The 22,008-nt window shown below is 68.8% G+C and carries 19 protein-coding genes; 10 read left to right on the top strand and 9 right to left on the bottom strand.

All coding sequences use genetic code 11. The features are described 5' to 3' along the window. Positions 1 to 938 precede the first annotated feature (938 nt). The gene (locus ABD260_RS15765) at positions 939 to 2,939 is read right to left on the bottom strand and encodes a DUF222 domain-containing protein (RefSeq protein ID WP_344234269.1); all 2,001 of its coding nucleotides are present in this window, start codon (positions 2,937 to 2,939) and stop codon (positions 939 to 941) included. A 210-nt stretch (positions 2,940 to 3,149) separates the two neighbouring features. Between ABD260_RS15765 and ABD260_RS15760 the strand changes: the two genes are divergently transcribed. Continuing rightward, positions 3,150 to 3,818: a hypothetical protein gene (locus ABD260_RS15760; RefSeq protein WP_344234268.1), complete on the top strand. Its 669-nt coding sequence runs from the start codon at positions 3,150 to 3,152 to the stop codon at positions 3,816 to 3,818. A gap of 178 nt (positions 3,819 to 3,996) precedes the next feature. On the opposite strand, the gene ABD260_RS15755 is transcribed toward ABD260_RS15760, so the two are convergent. The 5 genes from ABD260_RS15755 to mce form a co-directional block, all read right to left on the bottom strand. Next, on the bottom strand, positions 3,997 to 5,412 hold the full coding sequence (locus ABD260_RS15755) for an AI-2E family transporter (protein WP_344234267.1): 1,416 nt from the start codon (positions 5,410 to 5,412) through the stop codon (positions 3,997 to 3,999). After that, a complete protein-coding gene (locus tag ABD260_RS15750; RefSeq protein WP_344234266.1) occupies positions 5,409 to 7,379 on the bottom strand; it encodes a coiled-coil domain-containing protein in 1,971 nt (656 codons plus the stop codon). Before ABD260_RS15750 ends, ABD260_RS15755 begins: the two co-directional genes overlap by 4 nt. A 96-nt stretch (positions 7,380 to 7,475) precedes the next feature. Beyond that, entirely contained in the window at positions 7,476 to 8,807 is a 1,332-nt protein-coding gene (gene ccrA, locus ABD260_RS15745) for a crotonyl-CoA carboxylase/reductase (RefSeq protein WP_344234265.1), read from the bottom strand. Positions 8,808 to 8,972: 165 nt separating this feature from the next. Continuing rightward, positions 8,973 to 9,872: an anti-sigma factor RsbA family regulatory protein gene (locus ABD260_RS15740; RefSeq protein ID WP_344234264.1), complete on the bottom strand. Its 900-nt coding sequence runs from the start codon at positions 9,870 to 9,872 to the stop codon at positions 8,973 to 8,975. A 52-nt stretch (positions 9,873 to 9,924) separates the two neighbouring features. Then, positions 9,925 to 10,356 carry a methylmalonyl-CoA epimerase gene (gene mce / locus ABD260_RS15735; RefSeq protein ID WP_344234263.1) on the bottom strand — a complete coding sequence of 144 codons (432 nt, stop codon included), beginning with the start codon at positions 10,354 to 10,356 and terminating at the stop codon, positions 9,925 to 9,927. A 136-nt stretch (positions 10,357 to 10,492) separates the two neighbouring features. Here mce and ABD260_RS15730 point away from each other — a divergent pair, with 136 nt between their 5' ends. The 4 genes from ABD260_RS15730 to ABD260_RS15715 all read left to right on the top strand — a co-directional run bounded on the left by ABD260_RS15730 (position 10,493) and on the right by ABD260_RS15715 (position 13,948). After that, entirely contained in the window at positions 10,493 to 11,695 is a 1,203-nt protein-coding gene (locus tag ABD260_RS15730) for an acetyl-CoA C-acetyltransferase (protein ID WP_344234262.1), read from the top strand. Continuing rightward, positions 11,695 to 12,660, top strand: a complete 966-nt coding sequence (gene meaB / locus ABD260_RS15725; protein ID WP_344234261.1) for a methylmalonyl Co-A mutase-associated GTPase MeaB — start codon at positions 11,695 to 11,697, stop codon at positions 12,658 to 12,660. The genes ABD260_RS15730 and meaB overlap by 1 nt, the downstream gene beginning before the upstream one ends. A gap of 329 nt (positions 12,661 to 12,989) precedes the next feature. After that, positions 12,990 to 13,148 (top strand): hypothetical protein, encoded by a 159-nt coding sequence (locus tag ABD260_RS15720; RefSeq protein ID WP_344234260.1) that lies wholly within the window; start codon positions 12,990 to 12,992, stop codon positions 13,146 to 13,148. An 86-nt stretch (positions 13,149 to 13,234) separates the two neighbouring features. After that, positions 13,235 to 13,948, top strand: coding sequence for a PH domain-containing protein (locus ABD260_RS15715; RefSeq protein WP_344234259.1), 714 nt, complete (start codon positions 13,235 to 13,237; stop codon positions 13,946 to 13,948). 23 nt (positions 13,949 to 13,971) lie between these two features. Here ABD260_RS15715 and ABD260_RS15710 read toward each other — a convergent pair whose 3' ends face one another. From ABD260_RS15710 to ABD260_RS15700, 3 genes are all read right to left on the bottom strand, one after another. After that, positions 13,972 to 15,279, bottom strand: coding sequence for an RNA polymerase sigma factor (locus tag ABD260_RS15710; RefSeq protein WP_344234258.1), 1,308 nt, complete (start codon positions 15,277 to 15,279; stop codon positions 13,972 to 13,974). Between the two features lie 7 nt (positions 15,280 to 15,286). Further along, complete coding sequence (locus ABD260_RS15705) at positions 15,287 to 15,634, bottom strand: YciI family protein (RefSeq protein WP_184830517.1); 348 nt, start codon at positions 15,632 to 15,634, stop codon at positions 15,287 to 15,289. Positions 15,635 to 15,710: 76 nt separating this feature from the next. Next, a complete protein-coding gene (locus ABD260_RS15700) occupies positions 15,711 to 16,481 on the bottom strand; it encodes a maleylpyruvate isomerase family mycothiol-dependent enzyme (RefSeq protein ID WP_344234257.1) in 771 nt (256 codons plus the stop codon). A gap of 73 nt (positions 16,482 to 16,554) precedes the next feature. Here ABD260_RS15700 and ABD260_RS15695 point away from each other — a divergent pair, with 73 nt between their 5' ends. From ABD260_RS15695 to ABD260_RS15675, 5 genes are all read left to right on the top strand, one after another. Then, positions 16,555 to 17,058 carry a MarR family winged helix-turn-helix transcriptional regulator gene (locus ABD260_RS15695; protein WP_344234256.1) on the top strand — a complete coding sequence of 168 codons (504 nt, stop codon included), beginning with the start codon at positions 16,555 to 16,557 and terminating at the stop codon, positions 17,056 to 17,058. A 176-nt stretch (positions 17,059 to 17,234) separates the two neighbouring features. Beyond that, positions 17,235 to 18,821, top strand: a complete 1,587-nt coding sequence (locus ABD260_RS15690) for a peptide ABC transporter substrate-binding protein (RefSeq protein WP_344234255.1) — start codon at positions 17,235 to 17,237, stop codon at positions 18,819 to 18,821. Beyond that, a complete protein-coding gene (locus ABD260_RS15685; protein ID WP_344234253.1) occupies positions 18,821 to 20,200 on the top strand; it encodes a M14 family zinc carboxypeptidase in 1,380 nt (459 codons plus the stop codon). Before ABD260_RS15690 ends, ABD260_RS15685 begins: the two co-directional genes overlap by 1 nt. Then, entirely contained in the window at positions 20,200 to 21,126 is a 927-nt protein-coding gene (locus ABD260_RS15680) for an ABC transporter permease (RefSeq protein ID WP_344234252.1), read from the top strand. Before ABD260_RS15685 ends, ABD260_RS15680 begins: the two co-directional genes overlap by 1 nt. After that, complete coding sequence (locus ABD260_RS15675; RefSeq protein ID WP_344234251.1) at positions 21,119 to 22,000, top strand: ABC transporter permease; 882 nt, start codon at positions 21,119 to 21,121, stop codon at positions 21,998 to 22,000. Before ABD260_RS15680 ends, ABD260_RS15675 begins: the two co-directional genes overlap by 8 nt. Positions 22,001 to 22,008: the final 8 nt, after the last annotated feature.

Genomic DNA, 22,008 nt, shown 5'->3' with positions numbered 1-22,008 from the left:
TGCCCCTGCCCATCACCACCTCCTTGAGGTACACGCCTAACCCCGCGCCCACCGCCTACCGACTCGGCAAGCACTTCCGCGCCCCACGGTCGCCGCATGCCTCAGCCTTGGCCAGCTCACCCTGGCCATGAGCGATCGCCCCGAGCCCCAACAGCTGGCCCAGCCGACCTACCTCCGCGTACACACGTACAACCACCTAACCCCCGCCCACCACCTCCTCGACACGTCCACGCCTAACACCTCGCCCACCGCCTGCTGCCCCGAGCAAGCCCTTCCGCCCCCACGGTTGGTGCACGAATCAGGCTTGGGCAGCTCTCGTGGTCGTGAGCGGTGGGGATGATTGTGGGTTCGGGCGGTTGGGCTGGTCGTGAGCGGTGATGGGGTATTGGCCGTGCCTGGGCGGCTCAGTTGTTGCGAAGGATGGCTGGCATGGGTGGGGCCTTGAACAGCTGGACCAACAGACCTGCGTCCGCGTAACGCGTACAACCAACTCGCCCCCACCGTCACCTCCTCGACGTACACGCCTGAGCCCCTCGCTCACCGATTCCCGACGAGCGAGAACGACCCTGCCCCGCGGTTGGCGCATGGGCCGTGCCTGGGCGGCTCAGCTGGTCGCGAATGTCGGCCGGCAGGGACAGGCCTTGGGCGGCTCAACTGGTCGCGAACGATGGTGGTGCTTCGGTGGTTGGGCTGGTCGTGAACGATGGCTGACGGCCGGGCTTAGGCGGTTGGGCTGGTCGCGGACGTCGGCCGGCATGGGCGTGCTTCGGCGGCCCAGATGGTTGCGGAGGATGGCGGGCCGGTTGTGGTCTCGGTGGGCGTGCGGTGGCCCCAGACGGCGAAGCGGGCTGCGGCGGTGGGGGGTTGCTTCGTCGGCCTTCCAGCGGCTCGTTCGCGTGGTCGCGAGCGGTGGCTGGCATGGGCGGGGCTTGGGCCGTTCAGATAGTTGCGAAGGATGGCGGGCCGGGTGCGGGCTCGGTGGGCGTGCGGTGGCCCCAGACGGCGAAGCGGGCTGCAGCGTTGAGGGTTGCCTCGTCGGCCTTCCAGCGGCTCGTTCGCGGGGCGGGCGGGTCCGCGTGAACCCACGGTTTGTGTGCCGGGGGCGGCGGGTCGGCGGTGCTGCCGGAGGATTCAGCGCAGGCAGGGTCATCAGCGCGGGCGGGGTAATCAGCGCGGGCGGGGTAATCAGGGCTGCCGGACTGATCAGGGCTGCCGGAGTGATAAGTGTCGACCGGGTGATCAGGGCTGCCGGAGTGATAGGTGCCGGCCGGGTGATCAGGGCAGGCGGGGGCGATGCCTGGAGGCACGGGTGGGGATTGGGTGGGACCGGTGGCTGTTTCGTCGGCCCAGGTGGGCCCGGTCGCGGTTGGGGTGGCGCAGGTAGGGCGGGTGGGTGTTGGGCTCGCCCAGGTGGGGCGGGTGGGTGTTGGGGTGGCCCAGGTGGGGCGGGCTACCTGGGGTATGCCGTTGGTGATGGTTACGTGCCAGCGGTTGGCGTGGAGGTCTACGTGGTGGCGGCGACAGAGCAACGCGAGGTTGTCGACTGTTGTCGCACCGCCGTCGAGCCAGGAGAGCAGGTGGTGGGCGTCGCACATGATTGGCGGGGCTGCACAGACGACGCAGCCGCGGTCGCGGGCGTTCAGGGCGCGACGGATGGCCTTCGTGACCAGCCGTTCACGGCGGCCTACGTCCAGCGGTTCCGAGTTGGAGCCGAGGACCAGCGGGATGACGTTCGCGTCGCAGGCGAGGCGGCGAATGGTTGCCGCGGACAGGTCGTCGCCGTAGACGGTCTGGCCGGTGGCGTTCGCGGTGGCGGACCTGAGCTCGTCCAGGTCGATCGTCACCGTGATGTTCGCCTTCGCCCCGTACCCAGGCGTCGGCGCACCGTGTGTTCCTGCCTGTCCCGGTGTCGGTGCACTGGGCGTTCCTGCGTGTCCTGGTGTCGGTGCACTGGGCGTTCCCCAGGGTCCCCGCGTCGGCGCACCGGGCGTTCCTCCGTTCCCCGGCATCGGTGCACCAGGGGTTCCTGCGTGTTCCGGCGTCGGTGCGCCGGGGGTCCGTACGCTGGCGGCTCCGGTGTCCCAGGCGTTGGCGGCGACTGTCAGGGCGGTGCTGAGGGCGTCGGCCTGACGTTTGTCGCGGGAGCGAGGGTCGAGCTCGCCGTCGGCGGTCTTGTGGGGGCGGGCGCCGGCGTGGATGACGGCGCGGAGGAGCTCGGCGTTCTCGTTGGCGAGGTAGCCCTTGAACTTGACGCCGTTCTCGGCTGTGGTCAGGGCTAGCGTCTCGCGATCGTACGCCTTCTGTTCTTGAGGTTCGGGGCCGTCGGCGTCCAGGAGGTTGCAGAGTTGTTTGGCGGCGGAGCGCAGCTCGCCCGGCGCCAGGTGGGCCGCGAGCGACACCAGTTGGGTCTCGGCGACATCGAGATCCTCCACCGGCACCCGCGTACGGACCCGCTCGAGCTCGGTGACGATCGCGACCGCATGGGCAGTCTGCATCGGCCGGAACACACCGCCGGCGCCGATCCCGCCAGACTCCGTCCCGCTGGAGTCCATGCCGGTGGAGTCGGTCCCGCTGGAGTCGGTCCCGGTGCAGTCGATCCCGTCGGAGTTGGCCTCGTTGGAGTCGACGCCGACGGAGTCTGACTCGGTGCAGTCGATGCCGTTGGTGAGGGCGTCGTCAACGGCTGCGTACCTGGGCAGCGCCCGGGCCAGCCGGACGTCCCGCCAGACCTCCGACCGGTCTCGGCGATGCCGGAATGCCAGCAGGTCGACCGTGTCGCGGGCACCGACCTCCTGGGCGTAGCCGCTGTCCTCGACGCGCGCGATGACCTGCAGGCGCAGTCCTTGCAGCCGGATGATCTCGGCATCCAAATCGTCGAGCGCAGGCAGCAGCTCATGGTTGCCCAACGCAACCACAGACCGCCCACCGAGAAGATCCATACCAACAACCCTAACCCGCCCCTCCGACACTTTCCCGCGAAATCCCCTTATTTTTCAGAAGATTTTCGAGCGTCCGACCACCGCAACCCTCCGACCAAGTGATGGCATGCTCTGGCCGTCTAGTTTATTTGCCTTGAAAGTGTCTAGCTGAGTAGCCTAGAATGCGTGGTGAGCCGCCAAGGTGCGTGCCGAGTGTGAAGGGGCGGGGCTGTGAAGACATATGGCGTGACGGTTAGCCGGGACGAGCGGTGGTGGATGGTTTCGATTCCGGAGATCGAGGGTTTGACGCAGGCACGGCGGCTGGACGAGGTCGAGCGAATGGCTCGGGAGTATGTTGCGGTCACTACCGACGTACCGCTTTCGGCCGTCGCAGTCGAGGTGTCGGGCATCGAGGCCGACGGGCAGGACCTGCTCGAGGCGAAGAAACTCGTCGACGGCCTCCGCCGCCGGGCCAAGGAACTCGACGCGCTTGTTGCCGAGCTCACCCGGGAAGTCGCCGCGGTGCTCACCGATGCGAGCGTTCCGGTGCGGGACGTGAGCAGCGTGCTCGGCGTTTCCCACCAGCGCGTTTCGCAGTTGGTGCAGGCCGCCGCCGGTGGTGCGGAGGCGCCTTCGGCGGAGGTGCTACGGCGAGCGCGCGAGGAGTTCGCACAGGATCTCGTCATCCATTTGGACGACGGACGATCACTGCAACTGGTCGAGGTTCCCCGCACGAAGGCACGCAAACGCCGGCGCAAACCACAAGACGAGCCGGAGCGTCAGGTGCAGCGAAGGTCGCCGGTCGAGGCGACAGACGGACGGTCTGCCCGCAAGACCGCACGTTCCCACGGCGCCAAGCGAGCCGACACCCGCGCCACCCCGAGAAAGCTGCCGGCCTAGTCGGCCCGAGTCGGCCCGGCAGGCGGGGCGGTCAGCCTGGTCGGTCTGGTGAGTTTGGCCAGCAGAGGCGGTCGGGCCGGTCAGTCTGGCTGGCAGAGGCTGCCGCCTGGTCGGTCTGGTCAGTCTGGCTGGCAGAGGCGGACGGTCTGGCCGGCAGGGGCGGGCGTGGGGTGGTGGGTCAGGAGGCGTCGGCTTTGCGGACCCAGACTTCTCGGATGATGAGGAGGATGGCGGCGGCGGAGGGGATGGCCAGGAGGGCGCCTACTACGCCTAGGAGGGCGCCGCCGAGGAGGGCGGCGATGACGGTGACGGCGCCGGGGATGTCCACGGCTCGGCGCATGATGCGCGGGGCGATGATGTAGTTCTCGATCTGCTGGTAGATGACGCCGTAGATCAGGCAGGCGACACCGGTCCAGAGGCCGCCGGTGAAGCCGATCAGGGACACCGCGACGACGCCGATCAGGCCGCCGACCATCGGGATGAAGCCGCAGAACATCACCACGATCGCCAGCGCCACCGCGTAGTCGCGGATGCCGACGATCTCCAGGAAGATGAACATCGAGGTACCGGCGCAGAGCGCGACCATGAACTGACCGCTGACGTATCCGCCGACCCGGCCGAGGACCTCGTCGCCGAGGATCGCGACGCGGCGCCGGCGGGTCTTCGGGACCAGGCTGTACGCGGCCCGCTTCACCGATGGCAGCGACGCCAGGAAGTACAGCGTCAGGATCATGATCGTGAACGTGTTGAACAGCGCGTTCGCGACCACCTTGCCGACGCCGAGGATGCCGCCGAAAGCGCGTTGCGCGAGCGCCGGATCCTGGATGTACTCCTGGGCCTTCTGGATGAAGTGGTACTTGTTGTTCAGGTTGGTCAGGGTCTTCGACTTCTCCAGCAGGTCGAGGTACCCCGGGGCGTTCTTGATCAGGCTGTCGATCTGGTCGGTGACGACCGGCACGATCGCGAACCCGACGCCGACGACCGCGAGGATCATCAGCAGGAACACCACGCCGACCGAGAGTCCGCGTTTCAGGCCGCGGCGCATGAACCATTCGACCAGCGGGTTCAGGCCGACCGCGATGAAGATCGAGACCAGGAGCAGGATCAGTACGGAGCGGGCCTGGCCGAGGGCGTTCCACAGTCCCCAGGCGAAAAGTACGCCGAGGGCCGCGAAGAAGCCGAAGGTGAACGGGTTGCCGCGGCGCAGCGGCGGGCCGGGCGCGCCCATTCCCTCGCTCGGGTGCCGCGCGTCCATCAGCAGCTCGCCGGCGATGTCCACATCCTCGTCCGCCGCCCGCGCAGCCGCCTCAGCTTCGGCGGCAGCTGCCTCCGCTTCGTCGGCTGAGCCCGCAGCCTCGTCGGCAGAGGTCCGCGCGGCGGCGGCCGACTTCTCGGACTGGGCGGCTGCGGTGCTTGCGGTGCCGGCCGAGCTTTTCGCGGTGCTGGCAGAGCTTTTCTCGGAGCCGGCCGAGCTTTTCGCGGAGCCGGCGGTGTCGGCTTGTTCGGCGCCGTCGGCGGGCTGGGTTTCGTCGGGCGCTTCGGGGCGGTCCGGGTCGGTGGTGGTTGTGGAGGTGTCGTCGCCGGCTGGCGTCACATCTTGTCCTTCGGGGATCGCGCAGTCGAGGAGGCCGCGTCGGCCACGTCGCCGGCGGACGACCGGTCGTCGGTCTGTACCCGAGTCTGCTCGGTCGTGAGGTCATTCAGCCGGAACTCGTCGACCATCGTCGAATCCTTCGGCGCATCCTCATCCGCACCCGCGTCCCGGCCGGTCGCGGACGTCCCGGCCGACGCACCCCCGGCCGCCGCCCCGCCGGAAGCCGCCCCGCCGGAAGCGGAGCCGGAGCCGCCGGTGGAGGAGGCGCTCGAACCGCCGGTGCTTGAGGCGGAGGCGCCGGTGGTCGCGCCGCCGAAGCCGGTGGTGCCGGAAGCGGAGGTGCCGGAAGCGGAGGTGCCGGTGGAGCTGCCGAAGCTGGAGGTGCTCGACGGGGAGGTCGAGGCGGAGCCGCCGGCGGTTTTGCTGGAGGTCTTGTACGGGGCCGGGTCGGGGGTCTTGCCGGCGAGAGTGCTGGTGTCCTTGGCGTCGACCCGGAGATTGGTGTCGATCCGGGTCTCGTCGACGCGGGCGTCACCCGCAGAAGAACCTACGAACGGGCTCGCGCCGGTGAACGGTCCGTCATCATCCCCGTACGAGCTGCCCTTCCCGCCCGCGGAACCGCCCGAAGCCGAGCCGCCAGCAGCAGAACCCCCGCCGGTAGACCCCGCACCCGTGGAGCCGACGCCGTTGGAGCCGCTGCCCGTGGAACCCGCGCCGGTCGACCCGATGCCGGTGGTGGAGGTGGTGCCGGTGGAGCCCGCGCCCGTGGTGCTGGTGGAGCTTGAGGAGGGGGTGGCGCCGGGGAAGGGGTTCTCGGCCGGCGCGGCGGTGGTTGGGAAGGGGGTTGCGGTGCTGACACCGGCGGTGGGGCTGGTGTCAGGTTTGGCGAAAGGGTTTGTGTACGGGCCCGCCGCTGTTTCGGAGTCGAGTTCGGCCGCTTGGCGGGCGATGTTGCTGGCGATTTCGTTCAGGCCGGCGATCTGGGTGAGGATGCCGTCGCGGCGCTTGGCCAGGCGTTCGGTTTCGCGGGCGACGACGGTGCGGGAGCGCTCGGCCTCGTCGGCGGAGTTGGCCAGCTCGGCCTCGGCCCGGGTGCGGGCGGTGGTGAGCAGCTGCTCGGCCTCGCGGCGGGCCCGGGACAGCGTCCGCTCGGCGGACTCTTCGGCCTCGGCGCGGATCTTGCGGGCCTGCTCGGTCGCCTCGGCCACCCGGCGCTCGGAGGCCTCGGCGGCCTCCTTCATCTGGGTGGTCAGACTTTCGGTGTCGGCGGCGATCTGCTGGTGCTTGTCGGCCAGCTCCTTGGCCTGCTGCTCGCGCTCGTCGGCGAGCCGGGCCCGGAGCGCCGCGGACTCACGCTGGATCGCGGTCCGGATCTTCTCCGCCTCGTGCAGTGCGCCGTTCTTCAGCGTGCTCGCCTGCGACTCGGCGGTCAGCTGCAGCTGCTCCGCCTTCCGCTGGGCGGCCTGCAGCACCTCGGCCGCCTCGGTGTCGGCGGTGCGGCGGATCTCGGCCGCGTCGCCTTCGGCGGTTCGGCGCATGCTGTCCGCCTCGTTCAGCGCGACGGTCCGGATGTCCTCGGCCTCGCGCTCGCCGGTGGCCCGCGCGGCGGCGGCCTCCTTGCGCGCGTTCGAGCGCAGCTCCTCGGCCTCGCGCTTGGCCTCCTCGAGCGCCTCGGACGCCTGGTCCTGGGCGAGCCGGAGGATCTGCGCGGCCCGGTCGCCGAGCCCGGCGTACGACGGGTTGGCGCTGGCCTCGAGCTGGCGCCGGGTCTCCTCCAGCTGGTGCTGCAGCGGCGCGACGCTCTGCTGCAGCTGCTCGGCGTGGTTGCGGGTCTCGGCAAGCTGCATCTCCAGCGCGCGGACGTAGTCGTCCACCGCCTGCTTGTCGTACCCACGACGACTGACCGGGAAGCCCCCGGCCGCAGTCGCCGTACGGTCGAAGAACGGCAGGCTCGACTCGTCAGGCATTACCGGATGTCCCTTCTGGCGGCTCAGCGGGTGAATTCCCCACGATAAGCCTGTCAGAACCCACACCAAACCGGCGAATCGGCCGGCTGTGGACAACTACCTGTCGCGGAAGCGGTTTATCGCGGACAAATGCCGCTCCCGCAGGGCGGTGTCGCGGACCCCGAGACCCTCGCTCGGCGCCAGTGTCAGCACACCGACCTTCCCCTGGTGCAGATTGCGGTGTACGTCGTAGGCCGCCTGCGCCGTCGCCTCCAGCGGGTACACCTTGCTGACCGTGGGATGCACCATGCCCTTCGCGATCAGCCGATTCGCCTCCCAGGCCTCGCGGTAGTTGGCGAAATGGGAGCCGATGATCCGTTTCAGGTTCATCCACAGGTACCGGTTGTCGTACTCATGCATGAATCCGGACGTCGACGCGCAGGTAACGATCGTCCCGCCCCGCCGCGCCACGTACACCGAGGCGCCGAACGTCTCCCGGCCCGGATGCTCGAACACGATGTCCGGGTCGTCGCCGCCGGTCAGTTCGCGAATTCGCGCCCCGAACCGCTTCCACTCCTTCTGGTCCTGAGTCACCGGGTCCTTCCAGAACCGGTACCCCTCGGCCGACCGGTCGATGATCAGCGAAGCGCCCATCGCCCGGCAGATCTCGGCCTTCTCCGGCGAGGACACCACGCAGACCGGAATCGCCCCGCCGTTCAGCGCGAACTGCGTCGCGTACGACCCGAGCCCGCCGGAGGCGCCCCACACCAGGACGACGTCGCCCTGTTTCATGTTCGCGCCGTTCGCCGACACGAGCTGCCGGTACGCCGTGCTGTTCACCAAGCCGGGCGAGGCCGCTTCCTCCCACGTGAGATGGGCGGGCTTGGGCATCAACTGGTTCGATTTCACCAGCGCCAGCTCGGCGAGGCCGCCGAAGTTCGTCTCGAAACCCCAGATCCGCTGTTCGGAGTCGAGCATCGTGTCGTTGTGGCCGTCCGGTGACTCCAGCTCGACCGACAGGCAGTGCGCGACCACCTCGTCGCCCGGTTTCCACGCGTTCACGCCGGGTCCCGTCCGCAGGACGACGCCGGCGAGGTCGGAGCCGACCACGTGGTACGGCAGGTCGTGCCGCGCGGTCAGCGGCGACAACTTCCCGTACCGCTTCAGGAACGAGAACGTCGACACCGGTTCGAAGATCGACGTCCAGACCGTGTTGTAGTTGATCGCGCTCGCCATCACCGCGACCAGCGCCTCGCCCGGCCCGAGCTCGGGCGTCGGTACGTCGTCCAGGTGCAGGCTCTTCCGTGGGTCCTTGTCCTTGCTGTCCAGCCCGTCGAACATCGTCGCTTCGTCGGCGTGCACGGTGATCCCGCGATAGTGCTCCGGTACGTCGAGCCCGCCGACGGCCGCGTTGTCGCCGGAGAGGATCGCTTCGAGGATCTGCTTCACGGAAGTACCTCCTGCAGAGGCGGTTCTGGGTGACCGGAACTTACCGCTGAGTATGCGCTCCTGGCTGTGCCTTGTGACACAGCGAGCGACGGTTGAGACGACCGTCACTCGGTCAGTCCACCGTTGTCAGTGGTCTTATCCGCGGAACGACCCCGCAGCCAGTGGTCAGCGCAGGCGGGTGTGCAGCCGTACCTGGGTGAAGTCGTCGCCGGACCGCAACTGGGCCAGGTCACACAGCTGGTTCGCCAGCCACACGCCCCGGCCGCCCAGTCCGTCCAGCGGCGGCAGCACGCGCCCGACCAGCAGGTTGTCGATCCGGCCGCGGTCGGTCACGTCGCAGATCAGCGCGCCGGCCGCGATCCAGACCGCGAGCGTACCGCTGCCGCCGCCGAACCGGATGCTGTTCGTGCAGATCTCGTGCAGTGCCAGCGACAGGTCCTCGAGCCGGTCCCGGGAAACGCCGTGCGACGAGGCCTGACCACTCAGCCACTGCCGGATCTGGGACAGCTCGCCCGGCCCGAACTCCCATCGCTCGGCGCGGTCCGGTACGTCGTCCAGCGCGGTCCGGAAGGCCTTCTCCGCAAGGGCTTCCGCGCCCGTGTGGGTGGCGGTCGGATCGATCCCGGCCGACGCCTCGTACACGCACTGCAGCCGGAACGACGGATCGGTTGCGAAAGCGATGCCGGACAGTGCCTCGTGCAGCTCGACCTCGGCGTACTCGGCGTCGCTCCGGCCCGCGTACACCGCCTCGCTGAGCGCACGGACCGGGCAGGTCGCCTGCTCCAGAACGGCACGCCAGAACGGGATCAGCCGCGCCGGGTTGCCCCCGGCAACGGTCATGTCGGCGTAGCGCACCCGGTCCTGGTCCGGACCAAGCGCGTCCCGCAGGTGCGTGATCCGCGCGGGTGACAGCACGGCCACGATCTCTTCCCCCGCCGCCAGACCCACCCGTACGAACGTCGCCGCGCGCCGCACGAACTCCTCGTCCGACCCGTGGACGAAGGCGTCGTGCTCGAACCCGGCCGGCGCTCCGTACAAGGAATCGGTGGCGCTGTCCTTCAGCACCCGAACAGAGTAGACCGCCGACAGGTGCTCCGCAGGGTCGTTTCGCGCGCCGTCACCCGGTGTGGGAAGCCGGTGGCTCCACGAGTTCGACCAGTACGCCGCCGGCCGACTTCGGGTGCATGAAGTTGACCCGGGAACCGGCGGTGCCGCGCTTCGGCTCGTCGTACAGCAGCCGGGCGCCGCGTTCGCGCAGGATGGCGCAGACGGCGTCCAGATCGCGTACGCGGTAGGCGAGCTGCTGGATGCCGGGACCGCGCTGATCCAGGAACTTGGCGATCGGCGACGCGTCCGACAGTGGCGCCAGCAACTGGATCGACGAACCCGAGTCGCCGACCGAGAGCATCGCCTCGCGGACGCCCTGCTCGGTGTTGATCTCCTCGTGCGCCACGGTCATGCCGAACATCTCGGCGTAGTACCGGACGGCTTCGTCGAAGTCGGCGACGGCGACGCCGACGTGGTCGATCGCGTCGAAGAGTTGATCCATCTCGCCAGCCTGACGCAGACCTCGCCGGCAGGCCATCGAAAGTGGCCCAGCCGACATGACGGCGGCACGATCCGTGTGACCGGTCTGACGTGGCTGACCAGCGGCGTACCAGTGTCCTCGCAGGTATCGTGACAGCATGGCTGACACGCGAAACCGAAGCGTCATCGTCGCCGGCGCGCGGACCCCGATCGGGCGGCTGCTGGGTGGCCTCAAGGGCTTCACCGGCGCGGACCTCGGCGGGTTCGCGATCCAGGGCGCACTGCGGAAGGCCGGCGTCGCGCCGGACCAGGTCGAGTACGTGATCATGGGTCAGGTGCTGCAGGCCGGCGGCGGTCAGATCACCGCCCGCCAGGCCGCGGTCAAGGGCGGCATCCCGATGGACGTGCCGGCGATCACGATCAACAAGGTCTGCCTGTCCGGGCTGAACGCGATCGCGCTCGCGGATCAGCTGATTCGCGCGGGTGAGTACGACCTCGTCGTGGCCGGCGGGATGGAGTCGATGACGAACGCGCCGCACCTGCTGCCGAAGTCCCGCGAGGGCTTCAAGTACGGCGATGTCTCGATGGTCGACTCGATGGCGTACGACGGCCTCTGGGACGCGTTCACCGACCAGGCGATGGGTGCGCTGACGGACCAGGCGAACAACACCGGGCTGAAGCTGACCCGCGAGGAGCAGGACGAGTTCAGTGCCCGGTCGCACCAGCGCGCCGCCGAGGCCTGGAAGAACGGCGTGTTCGCGGACGAGGTCGTACCGGTCGAGGTGCCGCAGCGCAAGGGCGATCCGATCGTGGTCGACACCGACGAAGGCGTACGGGGTGACACGTCGGTGGAGGCGCTTGCCAAGCTGCGGCCGGCGTTCGGGAAGGACGGGACGATCACCGCTGGGTCGGCGTCGCAGATTTCCGACGGTGGTTGCGCGGTTGTGGTGATGAGCCAGGCGAAGGCCGAAGAGCTCGGTCTCAGCTGGATCGCTGAGATCGGCGCGCACGGGTCGGTCGCCGGGCCGGACTCGACGCTGCAGAGCCAGCCGGCGAACGCGATCGTGAAGGCGTGTACGAAGGAAGGCATCGCGCCGGCCGAGCTCGATCTGGTCGAGATCAACGAGGCGTTCGCGGCGGTCGGGATCGCGTCCGCGCGGGAGCTGAAGGTCAGCGACGACAAGGTGAACGTGAACGGCGGCGCGATCGCGGTCGGCCACCCGATCGGCATGTCCGGTGCTCGCCTGGTCCTGCACCTCGCCCTGGAGCTCGGTCGCCGCGGCGGTGGCGTCGGCGCCGCCGCGCTCTGCGGCGGCGGTGGCCAGGGCGACGCTCTGATCGTCCGAGTCCCGAAGCGCTGATGCCGCCGGCTGGGCGTCGGACTGCGCCGGTTGGGGAGTTGGTCGAACGGGCCCGGGCGGGAGACTCGCGGGCGGTGGCCCGGTTGATTTCGCTGGTGGAGGACGAGTCGCCACTGCTGCGGGAGGTGATGGCGGCGTTGGCTCCGCATGCGGGGCACGCACACATCGTCGGCATCACCGGATCGCCGGGAGTCGGGAAATCGACCTCGACCTCGGCGCTGGTTTCCGCGTACCGGGAGACCGGCAAGCGCGTCGGCGTACTCGCGGTCGACCCGTCCTCACCGTTCTCCGGCGGCGCACTGCTCGGTGACCGGGTGCGGATGCAGGACCATGCGACCGACCGGGGCGTGTTCATCCGCTCGATGGCGTCCCGCGGGCATCTCGGCGGACTGTCCTGGTCGACCCCGCAAGCGCTTCGCGTACTGGACGCGGCCGGCTTCGACGTCGTATTGGTCGAGACGGTCGGCGTCGGGCAGTCCGAGGTGGAGATCGCCGGGATGGCGGACACCACCCTCGTGCTGCTCGCTCCCGGCATGGGCGACGGCATCCAGGCGGCCAAGGCCGGCATCCTCGAAGTCGGCGACATCTACGTGGTGAACAAGGCCGACCGGGACGGCGTCCAGACCGTCACCCGGGACCTGCGGGCGATGCTCGCGCTGGCCGACCGGGCCGAGGGCGCCTGGCTGCCGCCGATCCTGAAGACCGTCGCGTCCCGCGCCGAAGGGGTCGCCGAGGTGGTGCAGGCGATCGAGGACCGGCTGACCTGGATGCGCGGCAACGGCGTGCTCACCGAGCGCCGCCGGAGCCGCGCCCGGGACGAGATCGAGGCGATCGCGACCACCGCGCTGCGGGCCCGGTTCGCGCATCTGCACGGCGACGCCCGGCTGGACGTGCTCGCGGCCAAGGTCGCGGACGGCGGCACCGACCCGTACGCGGCCGCTGACGAACTCATTGCGGCCCTCTGAACCGGTTACTGAGCTTCGTTCGCCTTGTGATCTCGATCTCGCTGCTGGAACATTCGACCACGTAGTGTCACAGGACCTCTTCGCCTGGTATTCACCAAAAGTTGTTCCGGATTCGGGCAAACACCGCACAATTCAGCGTGTTCCGGGCGACGTGCGTCTCATGGCGGCGCGCCGGTGGGTGCCGTGCCCCCGAATCCGTTACAGAATGGGACTTGTAGCTGGTGAGCATTGTGCGGTGGGCTGTGTTCAGTCAGTGACAATTGGTGACGGTCCGTGATACAAACTCAAACACAGTCGACCGAGTGGGTTAGGAACAAGGGAGTGGCGACATGCCGAAAAAGCTGTTGATCTGGTCGCTTATCGCCTTTGCCGGCTTCTATCTGTTCACTCAGCCGGCACACGCCGCGAACGCCGTCGGAGGCGCGTTCTCCGCGGTCGGTGACGCGTTCGGAAGTGTTATCACCTTCCTGACCGCGCTGTTCAGCTGATCTGCCGCCGGGTGTCCCGCCGAGAGGCATCGTGCGGGACACTTGGACGTACGGGGTCACAACAGGCGTGACAGGGGAGTGAGTGGATGGCCGGCATTGGCCTGTTCCGGATCTTCGACCCGAAGGTCCGGCGGCATTTGATCTCGGACGAGGGCGAAGTCGTCATCGATGAGGTGCGGCACCACTGGATCGTGTTCGCGGTGCCGATGCTGGAGATCCTGCTGGCCACCGTGCTGCTGGTCGTGATGGTGCTGACCAAGCTCGGCGCGAACGTCGACCTGGTGCTGCTGGTGCTGGTCTTCGTGCTGCTCGCGCATGCGTTCTGGAAGTTCCTGACCGAGCACCGGGACCGGTTCGTGGTCACCAACATGCGGGTGATGCGGATCCGCGGCGTGTTCTCGCAGACCGTCGCGACCACCCCGATCGCGCGCATCCTGGACATCACGCTGGCCCGGCCGTGGCTCGGCCGGATCCTCGGGTACGGGCACTTCATCTTCGAGTCGGCCGCGCAGGACCAGGGCTTCCGCGAGATCAAGTTCGTCAGCCGCGCCGCCGACCGGGACCTGACCATTCAGCGCGTCATCCAGCGCACCGGCCTGCGGGCGTCCGCGAGCGTCGACGTGGTCCAGGGCGACGAGGACACCGACGACGACGGCACCGGCCCGATCGGGATGGACTCGGTCCAGGAGGTCACCACCTCGACCCCCGCGTCCTCCTCCGCTCCCGGCGCCCACCAGTCCCGCCCCGCGGCCTCCAAATCCATCTTCAACAGCGACCGCGCCAACTGGACCGACGACTGATCCCAGTTCCTCCGCCCAGCCGCTTAGCGTGGGTCAGCTCCATCGGGTCTGATGGGGTTTGTGGCGAGCTGTTGCAGGTGCGCCCGGCGGCGTTCCCGGTGCGGGCGTTCCGGGTGGGTGGCTGGGGCGGTTGCGAGGGCTGCGTCCAGCTCGGTGACGGCTTCGGCGTAGCGGGATTCGCGGGCGAGGAGCTCGGCGCGGATTGCGTGCCAGCGGGAGTTCTTCGGGATCTCGGTCAGAAGATTCAGCGCAACCTCGACCTGTCCGGTTTCGGCGACGGCTACCACGCGGGCCAGTTCGGCGGCCGGGTTGGGGGAGACCTCGAGCAGCAGGTCGTACAGCCGGACGATTTCGCGCCAATCCGTGGCGGGGTAGCTCGGGACGCGGGCGTGTTCGGCGGCGATCGCGGCCTGCAGCTGGTACGCGTCGGCCTGCCGGTTCGACCGTTCCAGTGAGTCGTTCAGCAGCGCCACACCCCGCGCGATCAGCCCCTGATCCCACAGCGAACGGTCCTGCAGATCGAGCGTCACCACCTCGCCCGCCGCGTCGACCCGCGCCGGCCGCCGCGCTTCAGTGAGCAGCAGCAGCGCGAGTACCGCGGTCGGCGTCGGCTGATCGGGCAGCAGCGCATGCAGAAGCTCCGCCAGCCGGATCGCCTCAGTACATAGATCGATGTCGTACGCCGCGACGCCCTCGGCCGGCGCATGCCCCGCCGTGTACAAACTGTGGATCACCGCGCACACCGCCGGCAACCGATCGGGCAGCTCGGCCTCGGAAGGCACCCGGTACGGGATTCGCGCGGCCGCGATCTTCTGCCGCGCCCGCACCAAGCGCTTGGTGGTGGCGACCTCGGTACTCAACAGGACCCCGGCGATCTGCGCGGACGTGAGCCCACACAACGTACGCAACGCGAGCGCGACGCGGGTCGGCGGTGACAGCGACGGATGGCAGCACGTGAAGATCAGCCGAAGCAGATCGTCCTGCACCACCTCGTCGGGCTCGAGCACGTCGAGCTCCGAGCGGTTGAGCCCCGGCCGGTTCAGCTCTGGCCGATTGAGCTCGAGCAGCTCGGAGCCGTCCCGTTCCTTGTCGGTGCGGCGCTGCTCGCGGCGGATGATGTCGATCGCCTTCCGCCGCGCGGTGACGGTCAGCCAGGCGCGCGGCTCCGGCGGTACGCCGGTGACAGGCCAGGCGCCGAGCGCCGCCAGCGCGGCCTCCTGAACGGCATCCTCGGCGAGCTGGACGTCGCCGACGGTCCGGATCAGGGTGGCGAGAATCCGCGTCCCCTCGACCCGGATCGTCTCGGCGATCACGCCGTACTGCTGGTCCACAGGCCTGCTACTTGGCCAGAATCACCGGACGCACCTCGACGGCACCGCCCCAGGCCGCCGGGATCTCGGCCGCGATCTTCACCGCCGCCTCCAGGTCGTCGGCCTCGATCAGGTAGTAACCGGTCAGTGCTTCCTTGGTCTCGGCGTACGGGCCGTCGGTGGTCACCACCGGCCCGCCGCGGGCGCCCTCCACCCGGACGACGGTCGCCGTCGCGGTCGGGTGCAGGACGGCGCTCGCCTTGACCTGCTCGGCGTACTCCACCCCGAACCGCCGGTACTCGGCGAGCTCGTCGGCTTGCTCGGGCGCCCACCAGTCGACGTCGGCGGTGTAGGTCAGTGCAAGGTACTGCGCCATCGGAATCCTCCTTCGCGATGAAACCACCTTGGTCTCTCGGAAAAGGAACGAACAGCCGGCCGCGCGGAGGACATCGTCACTGCGTCGCTTCCGAAACCCGCCCACGAAAGGCACGCAGCACGTCCAGGTCGCCGGTCACCTGAACCGCGTCGTCCCCGGCCCGCCCCCACAACCAGAGATAAACCTGCATCGGATCCCCCGAAACCTCCACAGCCGGCGCCTGCTCCCCGCTCGAAGCTGGGGTTCCGGCGTCCGCGGGTGCGTGGAGGCCGGCAGCGTCCTGGTGCACATCGACGGCGGTTGCATTGGCCTGGATGGTCCAGGAGCGACTCCCAGCGGCGATCCGGACGGTGGCGTCGACCGGGAACTTGGTGTCGCCCTCCTCCCACCACGGCCCGCCGACGGTCGGGTAGAGCACCTCGTCGATCCCGTCCAGCGCCAGCTCCAGGTCGATCGGCGTCACCGCGTCGAACGCCTGCTCGACATCGACCCGATGGATCACCGTCTCGTGCGCCATCCGCCGGTACCAGAACCCGGACGTGCTGTCGCGGGGGCTGAACGTCCACGTGATCCGCTCAGTCCCCGCCTCTTCGAGCGCCGCCACGATCGCCGCGCGCATCTCGTCGTACCACTCGAAGGTCTCCAAGCCGGAGAATTCCAGCGGCCACGGGTCGGGGAGCGCCCCGTGTTTCAGCACCTCGACCTTGTGTACGTAGACCTGCGCCACGTGCCGTACGGCGTCGTCCACCGTCCAGCCGGGACAACTGGGCACCGCCGCCTCCGGCCCGCGCCGCGCCACCGCACCCAGCCGCGCACCGTCGGCCCGCAGATGCTCCAGATAATCCATCTCCGCACCCTCGCAGATCCCACGGACAGTTTTCTCCCGCCCAGCGGATGGAGCAACGGCTAATGTTCCGCACATGGTGAGGAAGAGGGCGTTGCCGTTCGATCCGATCGACGAGGCGTCGCGGCAGTGGGGGCGGCGGTGGGGCGCGGTCGAGCAGATGCGGGCCGTGACGTCGCTGATGCGCGCGCAGCAGATCGTGATCAACGAGCTGGACGACATCCTCCGCAAGCACGGGCTGACGTTCGCGCGGTTCGAGGCGCTGGTGCTGCTGACGTTCTCCCGGCGCGGGTCGTTGCCGCTGGGAAAGATGGGCGAGCGGCTGCAGGTACACCCGACGTCGGTCACGTCGATCGTCCGCCGGCTGGAGGCGGCCGGCCTGGTCACGCGTACGCCGCACCCGGACGACGGCCGCGCCATCCTCTGCGAGATCACCCCCGACGGCCGCGACCTGGTCGAACGCGCCACCGCCGACCTGGTCGCCGCCGACTTCGCCCTCCGCGGCCTCACCGACGACCAGCTGGCCATGCTCTGGTCGGTCCTCGAACCCCTCCGCCACAACGCCGGCGACTTCACCTGACCACCCGCCGGCACCCGGCTACAGCCCGCGTTCCGCGTGTTACGCGCGTGCTAAAAGTTCATTTCCTACTGAAACTTCCCAAGTTTCGCTATTGACCTGCATCGGGGGCAGCCCGCAAGATCGGGGATCAACGCCGGCCCGCCCCCTGCTGGGCCGGGATTCAGTTGGAGGACCTCATGAAGCGTGCCGCGGCCGTTCTCCTCGCCGGTGCCATCGCGCTGACCGGCTGTTCCGGTGGTGGATCCGGGTCGTCGGGTGCCGGCGGGACGAAGTCGGTCTCGTTCGCCGTGTCCGATCCGGTGACCCTCAACCCGGGCCGCCAGACCGTGGCGTTCACGCAGGTCAAGGAGCTGTTCGCGAGCCTGACGTACGTCAAGGCCGACGGGTCCGTGACCTATCTGAACGCCGAGTCGGTGAAGTCCTCCGACGCCGTGCACTGGACCGTGAAGCTGCGCCCGGACTGGACCTTCCACAACGGCGAGAAGGTCACCGCCGAGAGCTACGTGAAGGCGTGGAACACGGTCGCGTACGGTCCGAACGCCTGGGAGAACAGCGGTCAGCTGGTGAACATCGCCGGGTACGACGCGCTGAACCCGGCGAAGGGCAAGCCCACGACCACGCAGCTGTCCGGCCTGAAGGTGGTCGACGACCTGACCTTCACGGTGACGCTGAAGAGCCCGGACGGTCAGTTCCCGGTGCAGTTGTCGCAGGCGCAGTCCGGGTTCTTCGCGCTGCCCGAGGTGGCGTACAAGGACTTCGACGCGTTCGCCAAGCAGCCGGTCGGCAACGGCCCGTTCGAGATGGTCGGCAGTTACACCGAGAACGAGCCGATGACGGTCAAGCGGTACGACGCGTACAAGGGCCCGAAGCCGGCCGTCGACGAGATCGTGTTCAAGCCGTACACCGACATGACCACGGCGTACACCGACGTCCAGGCCGGAAACACCGACATCTTGTTCGTGCCGGCGGCCCGGATGGCGCAGGTGAAGAAGGACTTCGGCGACCGCACCTACGTGTTCCAGGGCCTCGGGATGAACTATCTCGGTCTGCCGCTGTGGGACAAGCGCTACCAGGACGTCCGGGTCCGGCAGGCGATCTCGATGGCGATCGACCGGCAGGCCGTCAGCAACGTGATCTACGGCGGCATCTGGGAGCCCGCGACCGCGCTGACCCCGCCGGGTGAGCCGGGTACGCCGAAGGGCCTGTGCGGCGAGCTCTGCACGTTCGATCCCACCAAGGCGAAGCAGTTGCTGGCCGAGGCGGGCGGGTTCGACGGCAAGATGGAGATCCGGTACCCGGGTGGCTCCGGCCTGGACGATCTCTACAACGCGTACGCGAACCAGCTTCGGCAGAATCTCGGCATCAAGGACGTGACCGCGACGCCGACCACCGACTTCCCCGAGTTCCAGAAACTGCGCAACGAGCGGAAGCTGAGCGGCCCGTACTTCTCCCGCTGGGGCGCCCTGTACGCGAGCCAGCAGAACACGCTCCGCTCCTTCTACACGAAGGCCGGCGGCTGTGTGAACTGCATCCCGCACTACACGCCGCAGATCGACCAGCTGCTGGCGAAGGCGGACGCCCAGGTCGACCCGCAAAAGGCGATCGACGGCTACGTGGACGTGCAGAAGGCGATCATGAAGGACTTCCCGGCGCCGCCGATGTTCTTCGAGAAGTACGTCTACGCGACCTCGGACCGGGTCGCCAAGCTGATCGAAGGCGCCGGCGCCTTCGAACTCGAGAACACCGTCATGGCGGACAACTGATGGCTGTGGTTCCCAACGGCGCCCCGCTCCAGGTCATCCTGGAGCGGGCGCACCGCGTCCCCGACCTCGACCACTTCCCGGGCGTCGACGAGATCAATGCCCGCCTCGACGCGCTGGCCGGCAAGCACCCCGAGCTCGTCACCAGGCGACGGATCGGTACGTCCCGGCTGGGCGACCCGATCACGATGTACTCGATCGGCGACGGCCCCGACCAGGCGCTCGTGTACGCCGGGGTGCATCCGAACGAGCCGATCGGCTTTTGGACCGCGATCCACCTCGCGGAGGATCTCTGCGCCGACCCGGACCTGCGGAGCTCCTGCCGCTGGAACATCATCGGCTGCATCGACCCGGACGGCACCCGCCTGAACGAAGGCTGGTTCGACGGCCCGTTCAACCGCGTGCACTACGGCGCGAACTTCCATCGCCCGGCGCCCGCGGAGCAGGTCGAGTGGTCGTTCCCGTTCCAGTACAAGAACGCGTACTTCGACCAGGTGCTGCCGGAGACGCTCGCCCTGATGCGGGTGATCGACGAGCTGAAGCCGGCGATCGCGGTCTCCCTGCACAACACCGAGCTCGGCGGCGTGTACTACTACGTCACCGCCGAACTCGACGGCTTCGTCGAGGAACTGCATGCAATCGCCGCATCCTTCGACCTACCACTCGACCTAGGCGAGGCGGAGACCCCGGCCGTACGCGAGCTCGGCCCAGCCGTCTTCGAAATGATCTCGGCCCAGGCGACGTACGACTACGCCGAGCGCCTCGGCCTGCCGACCCCGAACCACTCGGGTGACTCATCAGCTGCGTACGCGGGACGGCACGGCACGATCAGCCTGGTCGCCGAGCTGCCGTACTGGACGCATCCGTCGGCGGACGATCAATCTGAGACGGACGCCTCGTACCGGCAGTTGCTGGCCGACGCGGCCGATGAGCTCGAGGCCAATCTCCAGGCAATGAACGAGATCTTCGAGCAAGCCCGGCCGTACCTTTCGGACGACTCTCAGCTGGTCCGCGGCATCGCCGCCTTCCTGCCGTACCTGCTCCGCCGCCCGGAGCGGGACCGGCGGCGAGCGGAGGATGTCGACCCGAGCCGCCGGGCCACCGTCGCGGAGGCGTTCGGCCTGCCCGACACGAACCGCATGTACCGGCTGCGGTTCGGTGGCATGCTGCTGCGCGCCATCGAGGGTGAAATCGCCCGCGGCAGCGCCTCGGCCGCGCTGCATCCGCCGGCCCAGCAGATGCGCGCGCTGTACCGCGAGTGGCAGAACGAGGCCGCCACGCTGGACGCCCAGTTGCGTACGATCCCGATCAAGGACCTGGTCGGAGTGCAGTACGCCGCGGCGCTCGCGCTGCTGGATGCTGTCCGGAGAAGGGCGGACTGATGCTGCGCTTCACCCTCCGGCGGCTGATCGAGCTCGTCCTGGTGTTCTTCGGGGTCACGTTCGCCATCTACGCGGCGGTGTTCGCGCTGCCCGGCGACCCGATCTCCAGTCTCGGCGGTGATCAGCCGCTGTCCCCGGCCGTGGTCGAACGGATCCGGGACCTGTACCACCTGAACGATCCGCTCTGGTCGCAGTACCTGCGCTATCTCGGCCATCTGGTCACCGGCGACCTCGGCGTCGACTTCCGCGGCCGGTCGGTGGCCGAGCGGCTGGCGAGCCGCTGGCCGGTGACGATCCGGCTGGCGCTGACGGCCTGGGTGATCCAGGTCGTGATCGGTGTCGGGCTCGGCCTGGTCGCCGGGCTGCGGAAGAACACCTGGATCGACCGAGGCGTGCTGATCCTGACCATCCTGATCGCGTCGGTGCCGATCTTCGTGATGGCGGTGACCGCCCAGCTGGTGTTCGGCGTGAAGCTGTCGATCCTGCCGATCGCGGGTGTCAGCGACGGCTGGCCGACGTCTTACTTGCTGCCGGCAACGGTTCTGGCGATCTACGGCCTGGCCGCGGTGGCCCGGCTGACCCGGGGGAGCGTGGTCGACACGATGAGCTCCGACTTCGTCCGCGCGCTCTGGGCCAAGGGCCTGTCCCGGCGGCAGGTGATCGGCGTACACGTCCTGCGGAACTCCTCGATCCCGGTGCTGACCTACCTCGCGATCGACCTGGGCGCGCTGCTCGGCGGCGCGGTGGTGACGGAAGGGATCTTCAACCTGCCCGGCGTCGGCCAGCTGCTGTTCGAGTCGATCCGGGTGCACGAAGGACCGACCGTGGTCGGCATCGCGACCGCGCTGATCCTGATCTTCCTGCTGACGAGTGTGGTCGTCGACCTGCTCAACTCCCTCCTCGACCCGAGGATTCGCCATGACTGACCAGGTGCTCGCGCAAACCGTCGAGGACGACGTACTCGCGCGCCGCGGCGTCTGGGCCACCGTGCGCCGGCGCGTACTGTTCTGGCTGCCGCTCGGCGTGCTCGCCGTCCTGGTCGTGATGGCCGTCTTTCCACAGCTGTTCACCAGCGTCGATCCACGCGCCTGCGACATCTCCGCCAGCGCGCGGTCGTCCTCGTCGGGTCATCCGTTCGGCCAGGATCTGCAGGGCTGCGACGTGTACTCGAGTGTTGTCCACGGCGCCCGCGCCTCGTTGTCCGTCGGCCTCGTCTGTACGTTGATCGCGCTCGTCATCGCGGTCCTGGTCGGCACCATCGCCGGGTACGTCGGCGGCTGGGCGGACTCCGTACTGGCCCGGTTGACCGATGTGTTTCTCGGATTCCCGTTCCTGCTCGGCGCGATCGTCGTACTGAACAGTCTCGGCGAACGTTCGGTGCTGTCGGTTTCCCTCGTACTGGCGGTGTTCTCCTGGCCGGCGCTGGCCCGGATGGTGCGTACGACGGTCCGCTCGACCCGCGACGCGGAGTACGTGCAGGCCGCGAAGGCGATGGGCTTCCCGACCACCCGCATCCTCACGCACTACGTCCTGCCGAACTCGATCGGTCCTGTCCTCGCCGTTGCCACGTTGACGGTCGGCGGCGTGATCGTGGCCGAGTCGACGCTGACCTTCCTCGGCCTCGGCCTGCGGGCGCCGTCGATCTCCTGGGGCCTGCAGCTCGCCACCGCGCAGTCACGCTTCCAGCAGGCGCCGCACACGCTGATCTACCCCGGTGCTTTCCTCGCCGCGACCGTACTGAGCCTGATCACCCTCGGCGACGTACTCCGCGACGCGGTGAACCCGAAGGGACGCTCCTGAATGACCAC

Origin of the sequence: Kribbella hippodromi (genome assembly GCF_039531045.1) — a bacterium.
Taxonomy (GTDB): domain Bacteria; phylum Actinomycetota; class Actinomycetes; order Propionibacteriales; family Kribbellaceae; genus Kribbella; species Kribbella hippodromi.
Note: the sequence above shows the minus strand (reverse complement) of the source record. Positions and strands in the feature narration are given on the sequence as shown.